Below are 20,028 nucleotides of genomic sequence, written 5' to 3' on the forward strand. Positions count from 1 at the left end.
TAGTTACTTAAATTTCGCGCACGCATTATCGTGTCCCTGATCCTTTTTCAAAGAGAGCAGGGTACGAAATGGAATTCATCGAAAAAATCCGCGAAGGCTATGCGGCGTTTGGTGCCTACCAGACCTGGTACCGCGTCACCGGCGACCTCTCCAGCGGCCTCACCCCGCTGGTGGTCATTCACGGCGGTCCCGGCTGCACCCATGACTACGTAGACGCGTTCAAGGATGTCGCCGCCAGCGGCCACGCCGTCATCCACTACGACCAACTGGGTAACGGCCGCTCGACCCACCTGCCCGACGAAGCTCGCTCTTTCTGGACGGTCGACCTGTTTCTCGCAGAGCTGAACAACCTCTTGGACCACCTGCAGATCAGCGACGACTACGCGATCCTCGGCCAGTCCTGGGGCGGCATGCTCGGCAGTGAACACGCGATCCTGCAACCCAAGGGCCTGCGGGCGTTTATCCCGGCCAACTCACCGACGTGCATGCGCACCTGGGTCAGCGAGGCCAACCGCCTGCGCAAGCTGTTGCCCGAAGGTGTGCATGAAACCCTGCTCAAGCATGAAGCCGCCGGCACTTATCAGGACCCGGAATACCTCGCCGCCTCGCGGGTGTTCTATGACCACCACGTGTGCCGGGTCAACCCATGGCCGGAAGAAGTCGCGCGCACCTTCGCCCAAGTCGATTCGGACCCCACGGTGTACCACGCCATGAGCGGCCCGACTGAATTCCACGTGATCGGTAGTTTGAAGGACTGGAAGTCGATTGGCCGCCTGTCGGCAATCAATGTCCCGACCCTGGTGATTTCCGGCCGGCATGACGAGGCCACCCCGCTGGTGGTCAAGCCGTTCCTGGATGAAATCGCCGATGTGCGCTGGGCGCTGTTTGAAGACTCCAGCCACATGCCCCATGTGGAAGAGCGCCAGGCGTGCATGGGCACGGTGGTGAAATTTCTGGATGAGGTGTGTTCGCACCAAGTGCTCAAGGCCAGTTGAATCTCCATGTGAGAGCGGGCTTGCTCGCGAATGCGGTCTGTCAGCCGGCCTATGTTTCGACTGATCCACCGCATTCGCGACCAAGCCCGCTTCCACAGGGTTAAACGTGGCTGGTTTCGGGCTTTGTCATTTTCCTCGGCACATCCGCCACCATCGGAATCTCCTTGCCCTCGGCATCGAACAACTTGCCGCCGCTGAAGTAATCCCCCTCGCGCAAGGCCGCCACGTCGTGGAAGCACAGGCTGCGCTCAGTCCCCGCCACGAACACCGACTGCTGGTCGGAGTTGCCTGCGGTGAAATGGTTGAACGCCAGGTTCAGCAAGATCGCCATGATTGCCGACGAACTGATGCCTGAGTGAAAAATGGTCGCGAACCAGGTGGGGAAGTGGTCGTAGAAACTCGGCGCGGCAATCGGGATCATGCCGAAACCGATGCTCGTGGCGACGATGATCAGGTTCATATTGTTGCGGTAATCAACCTTCGACAGGGTGCGAATGCCACTGGCCGCCACCGTGCCGAACAGCACAATCCCGGCACCGCCCAGCACTGAAGTCGGCACCGCGGCGATCACCCGCCCCATGAAGGGCAGCAGGCCGAGGATCACCAGGAACAGCCCGCCGGTGGCCACCACAAAGCGGCTTTTCACCCCGGTGACCGCCACCAGGCCGACGTTCTGGGCAAACGCGCTCTGGGTGAACGAACCGAAGATCGGCGCAAACATGCTCGACAGCATGTCGGCGCGCAGGCCGTTGCCCAGGCGCTTGGAGTCGACCTTGGTGTCGATGATCTCACCCACCGCCAGGATATCTGCCGAGGTTTCCACCAGGGTCACCATCACCACGATGCACATCGAAATGATCGCGGCCACATGGAACGTCGGCATGCCGAAATGGAAAGGCGTGGGGAAGCCGAACATCGGCCCTTGGGTAACACCGGAAAAGTCGGCCATGCCGAGGAACACCGCAATCACGGTGCCGATCACCATCGCCAGCAGGATCGACAGGCGCGAGATGGTCGCGCTGCCGATTTTGCTCAGCAACAACACCAGCACCAATGTCAGTGCCGCCAGGCCGATATTGGGCATGCTGCCGAAATCCGCCGCGCGGCTGTTGCCGCCCATGGCCCAGCGCGCCGCCACCGGCATCAGCGTCAAGCCGATGGTGGTGATCACGATGCCTGTGACCAGTGGCGGGAAAAACTGGGTGATCCGCGAGAACACCGGGGTGATCAGCAGGCCTATGAATGACGCGGCCATCACCGCGCCGAGAATCGCCGGTACCCCGCCGGCGCCGTCGCTGCCGACAATCGCAACCATGGTTGCCACGCCAGCAAACGACACGCCCTGCACCAGCGGCAACTGACAGCCAAAAAACGGCAGGCCCAGGGTTTGCAGCAACGTTGCAAGGCCGCCGGCAAACAGCGATGCAGCGATCAACAGACCGATATCTGCCGGCGACAACCCGGCTGCCTGGCCGACGATCAACGGTACCGCGACGATGCCGCCGTACATGGTGAGCACATGCTGCAGGCCGTAAGCCATGTTGGCAGCGACGCCGAGATTCTCATCTTCTGGCCGCTGCGGTGACGCCTTCGGGATAGTCATGGTGAGGGGTTCTCTGTTTTTGTTGTGCGGACACTGTATGCAATCTTTGGAGTGGATGTCCATAGAGTTGTATACAATCCACCGAACAAGATACCCTCCATCGGCGTTACAAAAATAATCCGGCCGTGATGAGCCAGAACGCCCAAGGACCGATAACAATGAAAAAAGCCCTACAGGGAGCAACCGTCGCACTCACCCTCCTCGGCGGCGGGGAGGCTGTCGCGGTGGAATGGATGAACAACAGCGTAGGATTTCGCTACGGCCAGCAGTTCACCAACCCGAATAACCCCGACGAATTCAGCAAGCGCATCTACAGCTTTACCCATGCCAGCGGCTACACGTACGGCAGTAATTTTCTGAACCTGGATGTGTTCCTGTCCGACAGCCGCGACCCGCGCAAGGGCACCGACCACGGGGGCAGCGAGGTGTACGCGGTGTACCGGCACCAGTTGTATGCATCACGGGTGTTCGATAGGCCGCTGGGCACTGGCCTGATCAAGGACTACGCGTTGACCCTGGGCTTCGACGCCAACCGCAACAACAACTTCGCGTCGGCAAAAAAGCGTGCGCTGGTGATCGGGCCGACCCTGAAATTCAACACCGTGGGGGTGCTGGACCTGAGCCTGATGTACTACAAGGAACGCAATCACACCGGCATCCCCGGCGCGCAGGAGTCCAACCACACCTTCGATGACACCTACATGCTCAACCTGACGTGGATGCGTCCTTTCGAGATCGCCAACCACGCGGCGAAATTCCAAGGGTTCATCAATTACGTCGGGGAAAAAGGCGAGGACTACCATGGCCGTGACACGGCACCGGAAGCGCTGATGCGCACTGCACTGATGGTGGCGGTGCGACCGGGTAAAAGCGTGAAGCCGAACCTGTACCTCGGGGTGGGTTACGAGTACTGGCATAACAAGTTCGGCGTGGACGGCGGCCGGGGCAGCCGCACGTCAACGCCGACGGTGAATCTGGAAATCACCTTCTGACGGCAGGCGCTGGCCTGCCTGCGACCGCATCGGCTCGGTGTGCCTGATACACCCAGTCGTCCGCATTGCAGGCAAGCCAGCACCTACAGCTTGACCGGGGTGTCACTCCAGATCCGGCGCCAGCGCTGAATGGACGGTTTTCGGCCGCGCCAGCCAGTAACCCAGCACCGCCAACGGTGCGGTCGCCAGCATCACGATCACGGTGATCATCAGCGGCTCATCGATCATCGACGACACCAGCAGGCTGCTGAGAAAGCACAGGCCCAGTTGCAGGGTGTTTTGCAGGGCCGCCGCCTTGCCGGAGTTTTCCGCAAACGGCATCAGTGCATTCGCTACCACAATCGGGTAGCTGGCACCGTTGACCAGCGCCATCAGGCAGAATGGAATCAGCAACGTGGTGAGGGTCGGCAAGGTCAATGTCGCGACCAGGTACAACGCAACCATGCTGATGCAATAGGCCAGCAGCAGCCACGGCAACAGCGTCTTGCCCTGGAAGCGCTGCAAGGCGCTGCGGCAGCTGTAGCCACCGATCAGGAACGCGAGGGTCGGCAGCACGTAGCTCAGGCCGATATCGTTCGGGCTGTAGCCCATGCCCCCAAGGATGAACGGCGAAGCGGTCAGCCAGGCGAAGAAGCTGGCCGAGCACGCGGCAAAGATCATCACATTGCCGGTAAACACGCGGGACGTGAGCAATTGCCCATACCCCAGACGCGTAGGTTCGCCCTCTTCTATCGGACGTTTCGGCAGGCTGCGCAGGAACAAGGTCGGCACCAGCAACAACACCGACACCCCCAGCAATACGCCGAAGATGGCCTGCCACCCCAAGTGATTCAGTACCATCGCGCCCAGCAGCGGCGCCAGGGCCGGCGACAGCGACATCAGCGGCATGATGCTGGCGAACACGCGGTGAGCCTTGTCGGCCGGGTAGCGGTCGATCACCAGCGCCTGCCAACTGACGGCAGCGGCACACACACCCACCGCTTGCATAAACCTCAAGGCCAGCAACTGCGGCGCCGTTTCGACCCAGAACATCCCCGCACAGCCGAGCACGAACAGGCTCAGGCCCGCGAGCAGGATCGGCTTGCGCCCCAGTCGATCGGACAACGGCCCCCACAACAATTGCCCCAGCGCAAAGCCCGCGAGGAAAATACTCAAGCTGGCGCCGACCGCGCTTGCGCTGATCTGCAGCTGCTCGCCCATGGCGCCGAACGCCGGCAGGTACATGTCCATCGCCAAATAGCCGAGCATGCTCAGCCCCGCCAGATACCCGGTAAAACCAAAAGAATTTTTCATTGAAGCCTTGTAGATCCTGCCATCAAACTATTTGCTGACTGGCACCCATTATGAAGCTGACAGTTTTTGTGTGAAGCGATAATAATTGGACACTCTTATCAATATTTTTGAAGGCAACCGCCATGTGGTCCGAATATTCCCTGGATGTGGTCGATGCCGTGGCGCGCCACGGCAGCTTCAGCGCCGCTGCCCAGGAACTGCACCGCGTGCCGTCGGCCATCAGCTATACGGTGCGTCAGCTTGAGGAGTGGCTGGCGGTTCCATTGTTTGTACGGCGTCACCGTGACGTCGAGCTGACCCCCGCCGGCCGCCTGTTTATCGACGAAGCACGCGGCGTGATGAAAAAAATGCTCGGCACCCGGCGTTTGTGCCAGCAGGTTGCCAATGGCTGGAGCGGCCAGCTGAAGGTGGCCGTGGACTCCATCGTCAAGCCCCAGCGTTGTCGGCAACTGGTGCTGGACTTCTACCGGCAATTTCCTGAAGTGGAATTGCTGCTGGAGTACGAGGTGTACAACGGCGTGTGGGATGCCCTGGCGGATGAGCGCACCGATATCGTCATCGGTGCCACCAGCGCGGTGCCGGTGGCCAGTCACTTCACCTTTCGCGACATGGGCTTGTTGAACTGGCTGTGTGTGGTCAGCGCGAAACATCCATTGGCGGCCATGCAAGGGTTGCTCAATGACGACCAACTGCGCCCATTCGCCTCATTGTGCATGACCGACACTTCTCGCAACCTGCCCAAGCGCGACACCTGGACCCTGGATAACCAACGCCGCCTGGTGGTGCCCAACTGGGCCTCCGCCATTGATTGCCTGCGCGACGGCCTCTGCGTCGGCATGGCACCGGCGCATCAGGTACTGCCGTGGATCGAACGCGGTGAATTGGTGGCGCTGCACCTGTCGCGGCCCTTCCCGGCCAGCCCGTCGTGCGTGGCCTGGGCACAGGGCAAGCTGTCCCCGGCCATGGCCTGGTTGCTGGAATACCTGGGAGATACCGAAACGATGAACCAGGAGTGGCTGAACGGAAACGACCTCTGAGGATGATGAAGATCCCTCGTAGGAGCGGACAAGCCCGTTCCTACAAGGGCGGATCTCGTTTCAATCCAATAGGCGGCTAATGGCGCGTACGATCATCTCGACCTCCTTGGCGTCCAGCGTCAGCGGCGGCAGCAGGCGAATGACCTTGCCCCGCGTGACATTGATCAGCAGGCCATGCTCCTGGGCCGCCCGCTGCGACAGGTCGCGATACGGGGTCGCCAATTCGATCCCGATCATCAAGCCCTGCCCACGAATCGCCAGCACCTGCGGGTGTTCACTCAACTCCACGCGTAACCGCGCCAGCAAGCGTTCGCCCTGAAGTGCGGCGTTCTGCAACAACCCCTGTTCTTCGATGATATCCAGCACGGTGCAGCCCACCCGGCAGGCCAGTGGATTGCCACCAAACGTGCTGCCGTGACTACCCGGGGTAAACAGCTGGGACACTGCGGTGCGGGCCAGGCAGGCGCCGATGGGCACTCCGTTGCCGAGACCTTTGGCCAGGGTCATGACATCGGGCACGATGCCTTCATGCTGGAACGCAAACCAGGCACCAGTGCGGCCGATGCCGGTCTGGATTTCGTCGAGCATCATCAGCCAGCCATGGCGTGTGCAGTGATCACGCAGGGCTTGCAGATAGCCGGCGGGAGCCGGCAGTACGCCACTTTCGCCCTGGATCGGCTCGAGCAGGACCGCCGCGATACGCGCCCCAAACGTCCGGGTGATCGCCTCCAGCGCCGCCAGGTCCCCAAAGCCCACTTTGAGGAAATCCCCCGGTAAACGCTGGAAACCCAAGCGCACCGACGGACCATCGCTCGCGGCCATGGTCCCCAGCGTACGGCCGTGAAAAGCGTTCTCCATCACCACCACCAGCGGCTCTTCAATGCCTTTTTTCCACCCGTGCAACCGCGCCAGCTTCAGCGCCGTCTCGTTGGCTTCGGCGCCGGAGTTGTTGAAGAACGCGCGATCCAGACCTGACAGCTGGGTCAGGCGCTGGGCCAGGCGTTGCTGCCAGTCGATGCTGTAGAGGTTGGAAGTGTGTAAGAGCAAACCGGCCTGCTCGCTGATGGCCGCCACCAACCTGGGGTGGGAATGCCCGACATTGGTCACTGCCACACCCGCCACCGCGTCCAGGTATTCGCGGCCCTGCTGGTCCCACAGGCGCGTGCCCAGGCCGCGGGTAAAACTCAGGGCCATGGGTTGGTAGGTGGTCATCAGGCAGGCGGCAGTCATGGTGGCGGGCTCCAGTGCATCGTTGGGATGCCTGCAGTATCGTTAGCCATCTGAGCTGGATAAACTGCGCAACTCTGCAATAACTTTAAACCAGGGCTTGATAATGGATCTGTTCCAGGCAATGTCGGTGTACGTGAAAGTGGTGGAGACCGGCAGCATGACGGCCGCCGCGCACGAATGCGGGATGTCGACCACCATGGTCGGCAATCACCTGCGCGCCCTGGAGCAGCGGCTGGGCGTCAGTCTGCTCAAGCGCACCACCCGCAAGCAAAGCCTCACGGAATTTGGCGGCCAGTATTACCAGCGATGCCTGGAGGTGCTGGGCCTGGTGGCCGACTCCGAGCTACTGGCGGAGCAAGCCCACAGCGAAATCCCCAAAGGCAGCCTGCGCATCACTGCGCCACCGGTGTTCGGCACCGAACGCCTGACGCCCGCCCTTAGCGAGTTTGCCCAACGTTACCCGCAGATCAACCTGTACGTGGTGCTGAGCAACGAGCGCATGGACCTGGTCGACAGCGGCTTCGACGTGGCGATCCGCCTCGGCGAGCTGGAGACTTCCAGCCTGATCGCCAGGCCCCTGCAGGCCTACACCCTCACGCTGTGTGCATCACCTGCGTACCTGGCGCGTCGCGGCACGCCGCAGACACCCGACGACCTGCAGCAGCACGACTGCCTGGCGTTTGCCTACCCGGCCAGCGACAACTGGCGAGACACCGACAAACTCTGGCGCATGACCGGCGCGGAAGGCGAGGTGGAGGTGCCGGTGTCCGGCTCGTTGACCATCAACAGCTCGCAAGGCTTGCGCCAGGCCGCCGTCAACGGCATGGGCATCATCATGCTGGCCGACGCGCTGGTACAACCGGACCTGGAGAGCGGCAAGCTGGTGGCCCTGTTACCCGGCTACCAACTGCCCTCGCGTCCCATGCACCTGCTCTACAGACAGGATCGCTACCGTCTGCCCAAATTGCGCGCCTTTGTGGATTTCGCCATGGAAAAATGGGCGCGCTAGAAGCTCACACCCAACTCGCGCAGGCGCGCTGCTGTGCGCTCGGCCGACACATGGTGAATACCCTGCCAGCCCAAGGCGACCGCAGCGTCGATATTGCCGGCAACGTCGTCGATAAACACCACTTCACCGGGCTGGATATCCGGCAGATGCGCCCGCACCTGGGCGAGGCTCGCGTGATAAATGGCCGCATCCGGCTTGATCAGCTTCAGCTCTCCCGACACCACGATATCGCGCAGGCGTTGCAGGAACGGATAGTTGGCCCGCGCATAAGGGAAGGTCTCGGCGGACCAGTTGGTGAGCCCGAACAGCGGCATATCGGCGGCATGCAGCGCTTCGAGAATCGCCACGCCTTCTGGCAACGAGCCACGCAGCATCTCGTGCCAACGGGCGTAATAGGCCTGGATCAAGGGTTCGTGTTCGGGGTATTGCTCGACGAGGTGGCGAGTGCCTTCTGCCAGGCTGCGGCCGGCGTCCTGCTCGGTGTTCCAGGCCTGGGTGCAGACAGTGTCGAGAAAGTGTTGCCGCTCGTGATCATCGGCAATCAGCTGACGGTAGAGGTGCTGCGGGTTCCAGTCGAACAGGACACCGCCGAAATCAAAGACTACTGCACGAATGGTCATGGGGTCTCCCCTCAGTGTGGCGTGACAGGCACACGAGTCTGGCATGCTGGCATGCTTCTAGAAGAACAAAGAAACGTAGGAATTTTCTGGGAATTTCGCAGCTTACCTACAGATAAACTGCGCCTGCATCCCCGATAATCGCGCTTTGACCTCCCTCGCGCGAGTGTAGGGCATACAAGTAGTCATATTTTTTATTTAGCCCAGGCCAACCGATCTGTTTAGGGTCCGACGTGCAAAGGAGGGAATGCCTCAGACTGGAAAGGATTATCCAACGGTATGCTGAAACCTCAGTTGGAGCTCCCCATGACAAACGTGATCAACGCCCATTGCTCTGCATCCAGCCGCAATCAGGCGCCCTTGGAGCCCCGCCCTTCCAATCCGCAGAGTCACGCGCAATCGGCGTTGAATTCAGTGGAAGCGGCGGCAGCACGTGCCCAGGACGGGACCGGAATCCTGTCGGACCACCTGATTCCCTTGCAAAGCCTCGCAACACAGACCAACACCATCATTGGTATCCGCCCGGTGGAATCCGTCGCCACCGGATTGATACGGGAAGGGCACCCCACCAAGGACTTCCATATCAAAGGAAAAAGCGCTGACTGGGGGCCGCAGGCGGGTCTGATCTGCGCGGACCAGGCACTTAGCAAGCTCGAGAAGTCTGCAACACTGGCGCCGGAGAAAGTCGCACGCGCCAACGAGCAAATACAGGCATGCATTCGCGATGGCCATGCAGTAAGCGTCCCACTGGAGATCTCCCGCGCCCGCCTGGATGAATTGCTCGGCCTGGGCAAGCTCTCTGAGCTGACGCTGCCCGACGACGACGGCACTATCCACCTCAAGGCCCTGGGGCCCAGCCAGCAGCAGTATGTATTCGAAGGCAAGCGCGCTTCGTCTTCAGACGAGCGCTATGTCATCAGCCAAGAGGGCAAGCCCGTGCAAGTGCTGGCGAAAAGTCCGGAGGGCAAGGCATTGACGGCAGACTATGACCTGCACACGATCGCGCCTCACATCAGCGACTACGGTCGCCAGGACAGACTCCCCGTACCCGATATCGCTCATAGTGTTTACACAGACCGCATCAACAGCTACAAGCATCGCCACGCCGATGTCGACGACTATCAAGTGCCAGAAGCGTTGCGCGCGGATTTTGACAGCGCAGGCCACTTTTATAGCAAAGAAGATCCCGACCTCGGTAACGCCACGCCGCGCATCAAGCACATGATCGAGCTCATCAACCAAAAGCTGGTGGGCGATGCAGAGCGAGTGGTCCACCACAACGCGGATTCAGGCAGCCCCGCTGCAGATGTGGCGACCAACTATCCGGCGACTTTTTTTCTGCCGGCCAAGTTGGGCCAATTCGACGAAATCTGCCTGATCAATAACAGCAAGGAAATGGCAGAACTGGTAAGGACCGCGAAAGACAGCGGCTATCACGTGCCCCTGAATCCGCTGTGGGAAAAAGAAGTGATCAGTGTCAAACGCCCAGGCTTCATCCAAGCGCAGGCGCGCCTGGCGCGAGCCTTTGACCGGAGCTGAGCGCCAGGCGGCAGCCTCGATATTCAGATGATCGAGGCTGCTACCGGTCACTGCGCTTACGCGTTAATGAGGCCGTTGATCTTCACAGTAGGGTTTACATCAGCGTCGTAGTCCACGCCATCGATCTCGAAGCCGAACAAGCGCAGGAATTCAGCCTTGTAGCCGGCAAAATCGCTGATCTCGTTGACATTTTCGTCGGTAACCTGGTTCCACAGGGCTGCTACCGCGTCTTGGACCTTTGGCTCCAACTCGGCCAGGTCGGCGCGCAGGCGACCGTCGGCGTCCAACTTAGGCTCGGTGCCGTACAGGCTGTCCTTGAACAGGCCGTAGACCTGCTCGATGCAGCCTTCGTGGGTGCCCTGCTCTTTCATCACCTTGAACAGCAACGACAGGTACAGCGGCATGATCGGGATCGCGGAACTGGCCTGGGTGACCACGGCCTTGAGCACCGATACGCGGGCGTCGCCCTTCAGTGCGGCGAGGTTGTCGCGCAGGGTCAGGACTTTCTTGTCGAGGTCTTTCTTGGCTTCGCCGATGGAGCCGTTCCAGTAGATATCCTGGGTCAGCTTCTCGCCAAGGTAGGTGAACGCGGTGGTCTTGGCGCCTTCGGCCAGCACGTCGGCGTCACGCAGGGCGTCGATCCACAGCTGCCAGTCTTCGCCACCCATGACTTTCACGGTGCCGTCGATTTCTTCCTGGGTCGCCGGCTCAAGCGTGGTGTCGACCACAACGCCCTTGTCGGTGTTGATCCCGCGCAGGGTCACGGCCTTGCCGATCGGCTTGAGGGTGGAGTTGTGCACCACGCCCTGCGGGTCGGTGCGACGTGGCGCCGCCAGGCTGTAGACGACCAGGTCGATCTTGCCCAGGTCTTTCTTGATGGTTTCGATGGTCAGGCGCTTGATCTCGTCGGAGAACGCATCGCCATTGATGCTCTTGGCGTACAGGCCTTTTTCGACGGCAAACTTCTCGAATGCGGCGCTGTTGTACCAGCCGGCAGAGCTGAGCTTGCCTTCTTCGCCTTCTTTTTCAAAAAACACGCCCAGGGTGTCGGCGCCGCAGCCAAACGCAGCACTGATGCGCGCGGCCAGGCCGTAGCCGGTGGAAGCGCCGAGGACCAGCACCTTCTTCGGGCCGCCTTCGATGGCGCCGTGTTGGGTGACGTAGTCGATCTGTTCCTTGACGTTCGCCTCACAGCCAACAGGGTGAGCGGTCACACAGATAAAGCCACGAACCCGCGGTTTGATGATCATAAAATTTCTGCCTCTTCCAAGGTGCCGAAGGCCAATGGTGGCCATTCAACTTCAATCGTACCGGTCTATGACGCCTGAAAAACCGAAGCGTCACGATAGTCGCAAATCTTCCGTTTACAAAATCCAATCCACTCACGCGGGGCAACGGTTAAAAACGGTGTAGAGCCTTCACAATTTTGCACGATTTAAAACGCCTCTCCGGCACTGAACGCCTTATCATGACGTAGTTGTTTCAATATGTTTCAACCCCCCACCACTCGCGGCCACGGATCCGGACCTGTCGAATGGCGTCCTGCTGGAGCTGAGTGTCATGAACAAGTCTGCGTTGCATAAAAAGGCCGTATCGATCGCCTGGGTATTGGGCGTATTGCTGATTATTGCGGTCTTCCCCGAAACCACCCTGGTGTTTCTCGGCCTGGTGCTGGTCTGCGGCATTTACGATTTCCTGCGCAATGGCTTGTATGACGCGCCCACCATCAAGAAATACTTTATCGGCAGCGGTCGTAACACCTGGCTGCTGGCGCCGTTCAACACGCTGTTCGACCTGCTGAGTTCGCGCAACCGTCACGTGTATACGATGGACGACCTGCCGCCCGCCTGGCGCGCAGACCTGCAGCAGGTGATCAGTGATGCCATGGCTCACAAGGATGAAATCATCGGTTACCTGGATGAACGCATGGCCGAGAAGAAGCGCGGCATGCTGTTTTTCCAATGGTACGGACGGCCGATCGAAACCACGCTGAACATTCCGCAACTGCGGGAGAAGCTGCCGTTCGTGAAGACTATCGGCGTATCGGTGTTCAACGAAAACCGTTCGACCTCCTTCCACTTCGGCCCGCTGCGCATGATGTTTCGCGTGCTCTACAACATGGCACCGGCGCCCCATCACGACGGCGTCTACATCCAGGTGGGCAAGCACAAGCACTATTGGCACGACGACCCGCTGTTTATCTTCGATGACACGTTGATGCACGCGTCCTTCAACAAGAATGATGCAAAACGCTACTGCCTGTTTATCGATATCGTACGGCCGACTCCGCTGCCTTCAGTATTGAACGCCGTGATCGCGGGGTTTGCCGGGCTGGTCTTTACCCTGCGTCGGGTTTTCTACAAAAACTGGAAGCTGATTCAGTAACTTCTGCGGCATGATGGTGCTGGACGGTGTTTGCACTCGGCGGCATGCCTGAGGTAAATAATCGTCTCGTGCGACCGTTTACGGCGCCCATCATTCTCAAGCCATCGCGCAGTTCTATCCGGCGCGGTGGCTGTGCTTTCAAGGAATCAGAATGCCCCAACGTCAAGTCATCAATGCCTCCGTCAGCCCCAAGGGCAGCCTCGAGACCCTGTCGCAACGTGAAGTCCAGCAACTGAGCGAAGCCGGTACCGGCAGCATCTACACCCTCTTCCGCCAATGCGCCCTGGCGATCCTCAACACCGGCGCGCATATCGACAACGCCAAGACCATCCTCGACGCCTACAAAGATTTTGAAGTGCGCATCCACCAGCAGGATCGCGGCGTGCGCCTGGAGCTGCTGAACGCACCGGCCGACGCTTTCGTCGATGGCGAGATGATCGCCAGTACCCGCGAGATGCTGTTCAGCGCCCTGCGTGACATCGTCTACACCGAGAACGAGCTGGACAGCCAGCGCATCGACCTGAGCAACTCCCAGGGCATCACCGACTACGTGTTCCACCTGCTGCGCAATGCGCGCACGCTGCGCCCGGGTGTCGAGCCGAAAATCGTGGTGTGCTGGGGCGGGCACTCGATCAATACCGAAGAATACAAATACACCAAGAAAGTCGGCCACGAACTCGGCCTGCGCAGCCTCGACGTGTGCACCGGTTGCGGCCCTGGCGTGATGAAAGGTCCGATGAAAGGCGCGACCATTTCCCACGCCAAACAACGAATTACCGGCGGCCGCTACCTGGGCCTGACCGAGCCGGGCATCATCGCCGCCGAAGCGCCGAACCCGATCGTCAATGAACTGGTGATCCTGCCGGACATCGAGAAGCGCCTGGAAGCGTTCGTGCGTGTCGGCCACGGCATCATCATCTTCCCGGGCGGTGCCGGCACGGCCGAAGAGTTCCTGTACCTGCTGGGCATCCTCATGCACCCGGACAACCGCGACCTGCCGTTCCCGGTCATCCTCACCGGGCCGAAGCACGCCGCGCCGTACCTGCAACAACTGCATGCCTTCGTCGGCGCTACATTGGGCGAGGCCGCACAGGCGCACTACCAGATCATCATCGACGACCCGGCCGAAGTGGCGCGGCAGATGACCGCGGGTCTCAAGGCGGTGAAACAGTTCCGTCGCGAGCGCAATGACGCGTTCCATTTCAACTGGCTGCTGAAAATCGACGAAGGTTTCCAGCGCCCGTTCGACCCGACCCACGCCAACATGGCCAGCCTGCAACTGAGCCACGCGCTGCCGCCCCACGAACTCGCCGCCAACTTGCGCCGCGCGTTCTCGGGGATCGTGGCAGGCAACGTCAAGGACAAGGGCATCCGCCTGATCGAGCAGCATGGTCCGTATGAGATCCACGGCGACCCGGCCATCATGAAACCGCTGGACGAGCTATTGCAGGCTTTCGTCGCCCAGCACCGCATGAAGCTACCGGGCGGCGCGGCGTACGTACCGTGCTACCGCGTGGTGCAATGAGTTAGCGTTGTACCGCCACACATTTGATTTCCACCAGCAGACCGGGGTGTGCCAGTTCAGACACTCCGATCGTGGTCCAGGCGCAATGCCCGCGTGGGAACAGACGGTTTTTCACCTCGCGAAAAACCGCCATGTGCTGGCTCATGTTGACGTGATAGGTGGTCATGTCCACCACGTCGTCGAAGGTGCAGCCACCCTCCTCCAGAACCTCCCGCAGATTCTCCCAGGCCGCGACGAACTGCGCCTCGGGGTCCTCGATCACCGCCAATGCAGCCGTCCGCCCGACCTGGCCTGCGCAGTACAACGTCTTGCCGACTTTGACCGCCGGCACGTAGCCGGCGCGCTCGACGATGGGGTGCATGGAAGGGGGAATGATGAGAAAGCGGTCGGTCATGGTTTGTATCTCTTTAAACCCTGTGGGCGGGAACAGTTCGGACTAGTGTTTTACCTGTTCCGACTAACCCACACCAGATGAGCGACCTATGGACCAACGGATATTGTCCTCTGTCACTCCTTACCCTAAGGTAAGGAATATAACGATGGAGATCTTCACTATGGCGACCGCCACACTGACCTCGAAAGGTCAAATCACCATTCCTGTCCAAGTCAGGACAGCCCTTGGCCTGGAAACAGGCGACCGGGTCGAGTTTGTTGAAATGGAAAACGGGCAGTTTTCCATCATTGCCGCGAGCCACAGGGTTCAGGACCTCAAGGGGTTGATCCGCAAACCTGCCAAGGCCGTTTCCATCGAGGAGATGAACCAGGCCATCGCAGCACAGGGGGCAAAAGCCGGATGATCGGACTGGATACCAATGTGCTGGTGCGCTACGTCACCCAGGATGATCCGGTTCAATCCGCCAAGGCATCCGAGCTGATCGAATCGCTGACCACCGCCTCGCCCGGCTTTGTCAGCATGGTGTCGATCGTGGAATTGGTGTGGGTACTGCAAAGCTGCTACCAGTCGGCCAAGAGCGATGTGGTGACGGTACTGGAAACCCTGCTACGCACCCGCGAATTGACCGTGGAGCATGGGGAGATCATCTGGCAGGCACTGCGCAAGTTTGTGGCGAACAAGGCCGACTTTGCAGACTGCCTGATCGAACGCTGCGCCCATGCCGCCGGTTGCAAGTACACGGCCACCTTCGACCTCAACGCGATCAAGACAACGGGCATGAAACGCCTGGGCTGAACCACAGCGTTGCGACAGCGAGCGGGCTTTGGTAAAAACCGTTTCTAACCTTGATCGAGAGAAAGACCGACGTGCGCACGTTTCTACTCGCCGCCCTGGCCATCGCCCCGACCCCCGTCCTGGCCGACACCATCACCTGGCCCGACCTGCCGAAGAGCTGCTTTGTCAGCGGCCGCTCCGCCACCAGCATGGATGTCGATACCGGTTGCGCCGCCTTCCTGATCAACGTGAAAGGCCAGGCGGCGGGTACACCGATCAAGCTGGATATTCCCCAGTACGCCATGCATGTGGACGAAGCCACGGGCAAGGAAACCCCGGTGATCCTCATCCAGGCGGAGGAGAATGGCGAGGTCAAGGCGGTGGGTTATAGGGAGTTGGGCACCGATCAATTGGGCGCGGCGCTGTTGCGAGAAGTTCGGCTGCTGGGTACCCAGAAGCCGATTTAAGGTTTTTTGCAGGCGCAAGGTTGCGCCTGCAAAAACGCTACCGATTCAGCCGGGGTCAGCGAACCCAACCACCCGCCTGCCAGTGATACCCATCATTGCGCTGCACCCAATGCGGATGCACATAGCGATAACCTTCGCGCACCGGCTCCCAATGGCCGTGCACCGCGACGTAGCGACCGCCTTCCCAACGCCAGTAACCGCGTGACCAGATATAGCCGTAGCGAACCGGCGGCTCGACTTCAATCACCTGCACCGGCGGCGGTTGCGGCGCGACGACTTCGACATACTCACGTTGCACCGGCCTGCGCTCATGCACAACGCGTTCTTGCACACACCCGGATGCCGCGACGACCATGGCCGCCAGTGCCGCATAACGTAGCCACATAAACAATCCTCGGGCGCTGGCGCCCAGTACCTGCATCGCTGAAAAATGCCCCCTTGTTGCAGCCACGCTCCTGCTTGGCCCTGGGTACTTTTTAACAGGAGGTGTCTGTCAGCTTGCTGAACCCACAGCCCTCAAGTGCTGCACGCGACGGTCGGTCGTTTCAGGCGCACCAACAGCAGCCCGGCGGCGACCACGGCAATGCCGGCGTAGGTCGGCGCATGGATCACGTCGCCAAACATTAGTGCCGCCCACACCAGGGTGACCGGCGGCTCCAGATAGACCAGCGCGGCCACGTGGGTCGTGGTCATCACGCGCAGCAGCATCCACAGGCTCAAATAGGCGACGAAGGTCGAGAACACGGTGAGCCAGACGATTGAGATCAACACGTCAGGGTCGTGGGGAATACTCAGCGTGTCGGTGTAGAGCACGGCGCCGGTAAAGCCGATCAAGGTCAGCAGCGACTGGATGAACAGCGGCAACACCAACCCAGCGTCGGTTTTTTGCACCGTGCGGCGCTCATACAGGGTCGCCAGCGTCAGCCCCAGTGCCGCGGCGAGTGGCAACACGTACATGACCCAGCCGACGCTGCCCGCATCACTGCCATGCTGCCCAGCTATCACGATGGAAACCCCACCGAAGCTGATCATCAGGCCGATCCACTGCCAGCCCCCACTGCGCTCGGTAGCGCTGCCGGTCGATAATGCCGCCGTCATCAACGGCTGCAACGCGGCGATAATCGCCGCGATGCCGGGCGGCAAGCCATTCTGGATCGCGACATAGAGACAACTCAGATACAGGAACTGCGAGAGAAACCCGATCACGGCGTAATGGCGAACCTGTGCCCACGAGATCCGCAATAACCTCACATTGAGGAACAGTCCCAGGCACACCGAGACCAACAGGAAACGCCAGAACAGCAAGTTGAACGCACCACTACCCTGCGTGCCCAATTTGGCGCCGATATAGCCTGAGCTCCACGACAGCACGAACGCCACCTGCAACAGCAGCCGCTTTAAGGTTGATCGCGTCATGAAGCCTCCGGTCAGTGCACGTTGACTGAAAGGCTAAGGGCCACGCATGATTCTGTATATTTGAATAACCTGCACTATCAATCCGCAATAGTGGAATCATGGCCAGACAATTGAATATCGACTTGTTACGCACCTTCCACGCCGTGGCGCGCTTTCGGCGCTTCAACGAGGCGGCCGAACATGTGCACCGCAGCGCGTCGACCGTGACCACGCAGATTCAAAAACTCGAAGACCAAGTCGGCCAACGCCTGTTCAGCCGCAGCAACCAGGGTGTGGAGCTGACGCTGTACGGCCTGAAACTCCTCGGCGAAACCACCGAATTTCTCAAGAGCCACGACCGCCTGCTGATCACGCTGATGCCCCAGCGCATGCAGGGCAAAATCCGCCTGGGCATTCCCGACACCTACGCGCCGGCATTCATGCAGGAATTCCTGCCCGACTTGATCGCCGACAACCCGCTGCTCGAACTGGAAGTAGAAGCACGTACCAGTGGTGAATTGCTGAATTTATTCATGGCAAACCAGCTGGACCTGGCCATTACCGTGAGCGCACAACCGCTGGCACAGGGTGAGCGCCTGGGGTCGGTTCAACCGTTGTGGGTTGCGGCCGAGGGCTTTAGCTGTGCGTCGAATGCGGCACTGCCGATCACCGTGCCTGTCGCCGGCTGCCCCTACCGCGCGGCGGCCTTGCTGGCGTTGAAGGATCACGGGGTTTATCACCGTGTGTTGCTGGAGAGTCCCAATTCATCAGCGGTTGAAGCCTGTGTGCGCAGTGGCGTGGCGGTAGGCCTGATGGAAAAAAGTCGGATGGGCGAAGGGCTGAAACACATGACGGAACTGCCGCCGTTGTCGGCGCAGCACTTGTACCTCCTCTGCGATACCGGCAATGCATTGGCGTTGCACCTGCATGAGCAAGTCAGGCACTTCAAGGTGTAGACACTGCGCACAAAAAAGCCCGCTGACCGTCACCGGTTCAGCGGGCTTCTTACACAGGCTCGGTACTTGGCTTACAGCGCCAGGTCAGAAGCCGGCTTGCTCGGCTCAGCCGCAGGCTTGGCAGCCTCGGTGGCCTTTGGAGCGGTGAGCTGCGGAATCGCAGGCGGTGGGGTCAGTTGCAGGATACCGGCGGTGTACGCCCATTCCTTGGCAACAGCCTCAGGACTGTCGTTCAGCTTGGTGCCGTAGCTCGGTACGATCTGGTGCAGTTTTTCCTGCCACTCAGGGGTCGCGACCTTGTCCTTGAACACTTTCTGCAGCACGGTCAGCATGATCGGAGCCGCGGTGGACGCGCCTGGCGATGCACCCAACAGGCCTGCAATGGTGTTGTCGGCGGAGCTGACCACTTCGGTACCGAGTTTCAGGACGCCGCCCTGCTCTTCGTCACGCTTGATGATCTGCACGCGCTGACCGGCTTGCCACAGGCGCCAGTCTTCTTTCTTGGCGTTCGGGAAGTATTCTTTCAGCGCGTTGTAGCGGTCGTCATCCGACAGCATCAGTTGGCCGGCAAGGTACTCGACCAGTGGGTATTCGCGAATACCGACTTTGGTCATTGGCCAGATGTTGTGGGTGGTGGTGCTGGTCAGCAGGTCCAGGTACGAGCCTTCTTTCAGGAACTTGGTCGAGAAGGTCGCGAATGGGCCAAACAGGATTACGCGCTTGCCATCAAGCACGCGGGTGTCCAGGTGCGGAACCGACATCGGTGGCGCGCCAACCGAAGCCTTGCCGTAGGCCTTAGCCAGGTGCTGCTCGGCGATGGCTGGGTTATCAGTCACCAGGAACGAACCACCCACTGGGAAGCCGGCGTATTCCTTGGCTTCCGGGATGCCCGACTTCTGCAGCAGGTGCAAGGCACCGCCGCCAGCGCCGATGAACACGAACTTGGCGTCGGTTTCAGTCTTGGTGCCGTCTTTCAGGTTTTTGTAGCTGACGCGCCACGAACCGTCGGCGTTCTTGGTGATGTCCTGCACTTCGCTCGACAGTTTCAGATCAAACTTCGGCGTGGTTTGCAGGTGAGCGACGAACTGGCGGGTGATCTCGCCGAAGTTCACGTCGGTGCCGATCGGGGTCCAGGTGGCCGCGATTTTCTGGTTCGGGTCACGCCCTTCCATCATCAGCGGAACCCACTTGGCGATCTGCGCCGGGTCTTCGGAGTACTGCATGCCGGCGAACAGCGGGCTGGCTTTCAGTGCTTCGTAACGCTTCTTGAGGAACTTGATGTTGTCATCGCCCCACACAAAGCTCATGTGCGGCGTGGAGTTGATGAACGAACGCGGGTTCTTCAGCACGCCCTGCTGGACCTGCCAGGACCAGAACTGACGGGAGATCTGGAACGCTTCGTTGATTTCGACCGCTTTAGGGATCTCAACGTTGCCGTTCTTGTCTTCGGGGGTGTAGTTCAGCTCAGCCAGGGCCGAGTGACCGGTACCGGCGTTGTTCCAGCCGTTGGAGCTTTCTTCGGCCACGCCGTCGAGGCGCTCGACCATTTCCATCGACCAGTCCGGCTGCAGCTCATTGAGCCATACACCCAGGGTCGCACTCATGATGCCGCCGCCGATCAGCAGCACATCGACTTTCTTTGCCTCTTCCGCGTGAACGGACGTTATCCCCAGCGACAAAGCCAGCCCCAGCAGGGCAGTGTTTACTTTTTTAAACATCAGTAGCACCTATGATAAAACGCCATCCGCCCTGCCGATCCGGATCATGGGCACCCCTCAATCACGCTGCGCCAGGCAACGCACGCGGGGTGTGCACAT

The 20,028-nt window shown here is 60.3% G+C and carries 20 protein-coding genes; 11 read left to right on the top strand and 9 right to left on the bottom strand.

All coding sequences use genetic code 11. The annotated features are described in order from the left end of the window. Positions 1 to 68 precede the first annotated feature (68 nt). Positions 69 to 995, top strand: coding sequence for a proline iminopeptidase-family hydrolase (locus tag BBG20_RS07695; protein ID WP_065901863.1), 927 nt, complete (start codon positions 69 to 71; stop codon positions 993 to 995). Between the two features lie 100 nt (positions 996 to 1,095). On the opposite strand, the gene BBG20_RS07700 is transcribed toward BBG20_RS07695, so the two are convergent. Beyond that, positions 1,096 to 2,598, bottom strand: coding sequence for a nucleobase:cation symporter-2 family protein (locus tag BBG20_RS07700; RefSeq protein WP_065901865.1), 1,503 nt, complete (start codon positions 2,596 to 2,598; stop codon positions 1,096 to 1,098). A 158-nt stretch (positions 2,599 to 2,756) separates the two neighbouring features. Here BBG20_RS07700 and BBG20_RS07705 point away from each other — a divergent pair, with 158 nt between their 5' ends. After that, positions 2,757 to 3,590, top strand: a complete 834-nt coding sequence (locus tag BBG20_RS07705) for a nucleoside-binding protein (RefSeq protein WP_065901867.1) — start codon at positions 2,757 to 2,759, stop codon at positions 3,588 to 3,590. Between the two features lie 102 nt (positions 3,591 to 3,692). On the opposite strand, the gene punC is transcribed toward BBG20_RS07705, so the two are convergent. Beyond that, positions 3,693 to 4,883 carry a purine nucleoside transporter PunC gene (punC, locus tag BBG20_RS07710; RefSeq protein WP_065901869.1) on the bottom strand — a complete coding sequence of 397 codons (1,191 nt, stop codon included), beginning with the start codon at positions 4,881 to 4,883 and terminating at the stop codon, positions 3,693 to 3,695. 122 nt (positions 4,884 to 5,005) lie between these two features. On the opposite strand from punC, the gene punR reads away from it, so the two are divergent. Next, positions 5,006 to 5,920, top strand: a complete 915-nt coding sequence (gene punR / locus BBG20_RS07715) for a DNA-binding transcriptional activator PunR (protein ID WP_065901871.1) — start codon at positions 5,006 to 5,008, stop codon at positions 5,918 to 5,920. 60 nt (positions 5,921 to 5,980) lie between these two features. Here punR and BBG20_RS07720 read toward each other — a convergent pair whose 3' ends face one another. Next, positions 5,981 to 7,150, bottom strand: a complete 1,170-nt coding sequence (locus BBG20_RS07720) for an aspartate aminotransferase family protein (RefSeq protein WP_065901873.1) — start codon at positions 7,148 to 7,150, stop codon at positions 5,981 to 5,983. A 103-nt stretch (positions 7,151 to 7,253) separates the two neighbouring features. Between BBG20_RS07720 and BBG20_RS07725 the strand changes: the two genes are divergently transcribed. Continuing rightward, positions 7,254 to 8,159, top strand: a complete 906-nt coding sequence (locus tag BBG20_RS07725; RefSeq protein ID WP_065901875.1) for a LysR family transcriptional regulator — start codon at positions 7,254 to 7,256, stop codon at positions 8,157 to 8,159. On the opposite strand, the gene BBG20_RS07730 is transcribed toward BBG20_RS07725, so the two are convergent. After that, entirely contained in the window at positions 8,156 to 8,779 is a 624-nt protein-coding gene (locus BBG20_RS07730) for an HAD family hydrolase (protein WP_065901880.1), read from the bottom strand. The genes BBG20_RS07725 and BBG20_RS07730 overlap by 4 nt on opposite strands. A gap of 303 nt (positions 8,780 to 9,082) precedes the next feature. Here BBG20_RS07730 and BBG20_RS07735 point away from each other — a divergent pair, with 303 nt between their 5' ends. Continuing rightward, a complete protein-coding gene (locus tag BBG20_RS07735) occupies positions 9,083 to 10,315 on the top strand; it encodes an anthrax toxin-like adenylyl cyclase domain-containing protein (RefSeq protein WP_083221342.1) in 1,233 nt (410 codons plus the stop codon). Positions 10,316 to 10,371: 56 nt separating this feature from the next. On the opposite strand, the gene fabV is transcribed toward BBG20_RS07735, so the two are convergent. Continuing rightward, positions 10,372 to 11,565, bottom strand: a complete 1,194-nt coding sequence (gene fabV, locus BBG20_RS07740; protein WP_065901882.1) for an enoyl-ACP reductase FabV — start codon at positions 11,563 to 11,565, stop codon at positions 10,372 to 10,374. 310 nt (positions 11,566 to 11,875) lie between these two features. Here fabV and BBG20_RS07745 point away from each other — a divergent pair, with 310 nt between their 5' ends. Then, positions 11,876 to 12,700 carry an aspartyl/asparaginyl beta-hydroxylase domain-containing protein gene (locus BBG20_RS07745; RefSeq protein ID WP_065901884.1) on the top strand — a complete coding sequence of 275 codons (825 nt, stop codon included), beginning with the start codon at positions 11,876 to 11,878 and terminating at the stop codon, positions 12,698 to 12,700. A 151-nt stretch (positions 12,701 to 12,851) separates the two neighbouring features. Next, positions 12,852 to 14,225: a nucleotide 5'-monophosphate nucleosidase PpnN gene (ppnN, locus tag BBG20_RS07750; protein ID WP_065901886.1), complete on the top strand. Its 1,374-nt coding sequence runs from the start codon at positions 12,852 to 12,854 to the stop codon at positions 14,223 to 14,225. A gap of 1 nt (position 14,226) precedes the next feature. On the opposite strand, the gene BBG20_RS07755 is transcribed toward ppnN, so the two are convergent. After that, a complete protein-coding gene (locus tag BBG20_RS07755; RefSeq protein ID WP_065901888.1) occupies positions 14,227 to 14,619 on the bottom strand; it encodes a RidA family protein in 393 nt (130 codons plus the stop codon). Between the two features lie 145 nt (positions 14,620 to 14,764). Here BBG20_RS07755 and BBG20_RS07760 point away from each other — a divergent pair, with 145 nt between their 5' ends. From BBG20_RS07760 to BBG20_RS07770, 3 genes are all read left to right on the top strand, one after another. After that, positions 14,765 to 15,022 carry an AbrB/MazE/SpoVT family DNA-binding domain-containing protein gene (locus BBG20_RS07760; RefSeq protein WP_065901893.1) on the top strand — a complete coding sequence of 86 codons (258 nt, stop codon included), beginning with the start codon at positions 14,765 to 14,767 and terminating at the stop codon, positions 15,020 to 15,022. Then, positions 15,019 to 15,414, top strand: coding sequence for a PIN domain-containing protein (locus BBG20_RS07765; RefSeq protein WP_065901895.1), 396 nt, complete (start codon positions 15,019 to 15,021; stop codon positions 15,412 to 15,414). Before BBG20_RS07760 ends, BBG20_RS07765 begins: the two co-directional genes overlap by 4 nt. Positions 15,415 to 15,485: 71 nt before the next feature. Next, the gene (locus BBG20_RS07770) at positions 15,486 to 15,860 is read left to right on the top strand and encodes a hypothetical protein (RefSeq protein ID WP_065901897.1); all 375 of its coding nucleotides are present in this window, start codon (positions 15,486 to 15,488) and stop codon (positions 15,858 to 15,860) included. A 55-nt stretch (positions 15,861 to 15,915) separates the two neighbouring features. On the opposite strand, the gene BBG20_RS07775 is transcribed toward BBG20_RS07770, so the two are convergent. Continuing rightward, entirely contained in the window at positions 15,916 to 16,245 is a 330-nt protein-coding gene (locus BBG20_RS07775) for a YXWGXW repeat-containing protein (protein WP_157955096.1), read from the bottom strand. Between the two features lie 131 nt (positions 16,246 to 16,376). Next, positions 16,377 to 17,276 carry a DMT family transporter gene (locus BBG20_RS07780; RefSeq protein ID WP_065901901.1) on the bottom strand — a complete coding sequence of 300 codons (900 nt, stop codon included), beginning with the start codon at positions 17,274 to 17,276 and terminating at the stop codon, positions 16,377 to 16,379. A 98-nt stretch (positions 17,277 to 17,374) separates the two neighbouring features. Between BBG20_RS07780 and BBG20_RS07785 the strand changes: the two genes are divergently transcribed. After that, a complete protein-coding gene (locus tag BBG20_RS07785) occupies positions 17,375 to 18,211 on the top strand; it encodes a LysR substrate-binding domain-containing protein (protein ID WP_065901903.1) in 837 nt (278 codons plus the stop codon). Between the two features lie 71 nt (positions 18,212 to 18,282). Here BBG20_RS07785 and mqo read toward each other — a convergent pair whose 3' ends face one another. Next, positions 18,283 to 19,929: a malate dehydrogenase (quinone) gene (gene mqo / locus BBG20_RS07790; protein ID WP_065901904.1), complete on the bottom strand. Its 1,647-nt coding sequence runs from the start codon at positions 19,927 to 19,929 to the stop codon at positions 18,283 to 18,285. Positions 19,930 to 20,028: the final 99 nt, after the last annotated feature.

Origin of the sequence: Pseudomonas aylmerensis (genome assembly GCF_001702265.1) — a bacterium.
Lineage (GTDB): Bacteria > Pseudomonadota > Gammaproteobacteria > Pseudomonadales > Pseudomonadaceae > Aquipseudomonas > Aquipseudomonas aylmerensis.

Coding starts and splice junctions, on each gene's coding strand:
- BBG20_RS07695 (WP_065901863.1), top strand. CDS start 69: ATGGAATTCATCGAAAAAATCCGCGAAGGCTATGCGGCGTTTGGTGCC.
- BBG20_RS07700 (WP_065901865.1), bottom strand. CDS start 2,598: ATGACTATCCCGAAGGCGTCACCGCAGCGGCCAGAAGATGAGAATCTC.
- BBG20_RS07705 (WP_065901867.1), top strand. CDS start 2,757: ATGAAAAAAGCCCTACAGGGAGCAACCGTCGCACTCACCCTCCTCGGC.
- punC (WP_065901869.1), bottom strand. CDS start 4,883: ATGAAAAATTCTTTTGGTTTTACCGGGTATCTGGCGGGGCTGAGCATG.
- punR (WP_065901871.1), top strand. CDS start 5,006: ATGTGGTCCGAATATTCCCTGGATGTGGTCGATGCCGTGGCGCGCCAC.
- BBG20_RS07720 (WP_065901873.1), bottom strand. CDS start 7,150: ATGACTGCCGCCTGCCTGATGACCACCTACCAACCCATGGCCCTGAGT.
- BBG20_RS07725 (WP_065901875.1), top strand. CDS start 7,254: ATGGATCTGTTCCAGGCAATGTCGGTGTACGTGAAAGTGGTGGAGACC.
- BBG20_RS07730 (WP_065901880.1), bottom strand. CDS start 8,779: ATGACCATTCGTGCAGTAGTCTTTGATTTCGGCGGTGTCCTGTTCGAC.
- BBG20_RS07735 (WP_083221342.1), top strand. CDS start 9,083: ATGACAAACGTGATCAACGCCCATTGCTCTGCATCCAGCCGCAATCAG.
- fabV (WP_065901882.1), bottom strand. CDS start 11,565: ATGATCATCAAACCGCGGGTTCGTGGCTTTATCTGTGTGACCGCTCAC.
- BBG20_RS07745 (WP_065901884.1), top strand. CDS start 11,876: ATGAACAAGTCTGCGTTGCATAAAAAGGCCGTATCGATCGCCTGGGTA.
- ppnN (WP_065901886.1), top strand. CDS start 12,852: ATGCCCCAACGTCAAGTCATCAATGCCTCCGTCAGCCCCAAGGGCAGC.
- BBG20_RS07755 (WP_065901888.1), bottom strand. CDS start 14,619: ATGACCGACCGCTTTCTCATCATTCCCCCTTCCATGCACCCCATCGTC.
- BBG20_RS07760 (WP_065901893.1), top strand. CDS start 14,765: ATGGAGATCTTCACTATGGCGACCGCCACACTGACCTCGAAAGGTCAA.
- BBG20_RS07765 (WP_065901895.1), top strand. CDS start 15,019: ATGATCGGACTGGATACCAATGTGCTGGTGCGCTACGTCACCCAGGAT.
- BBG20_RS07775 (WP_157955096.1), bottom strand. CDS start 16,245: ATGTGGCTACGTTATGCGGCACTGGCGGCCATGGTCGTCGCGGCATCC.
- BBG20_RS07780 (WP_065901901.1), bottom strand. CDS start 17,276: ATGACGCGATCAACCTTAAAGCGGCTGCTGTTGCAGGTGGCGTTCGTG.
- BBG20_RS07785 (WP_065901903.1), top strand. CDS start 17,375: ATGGCCAGACAATTGAATATCGACTTGTTACGCACCTTCCACGCCGTG.
- mqo (WP_065901904.1), bottom strand. CDS start 19,929: ATGTTTAAAAAAGTAAACACTGCCCTGCTGGGGCTGGCTTTGTCGCTG.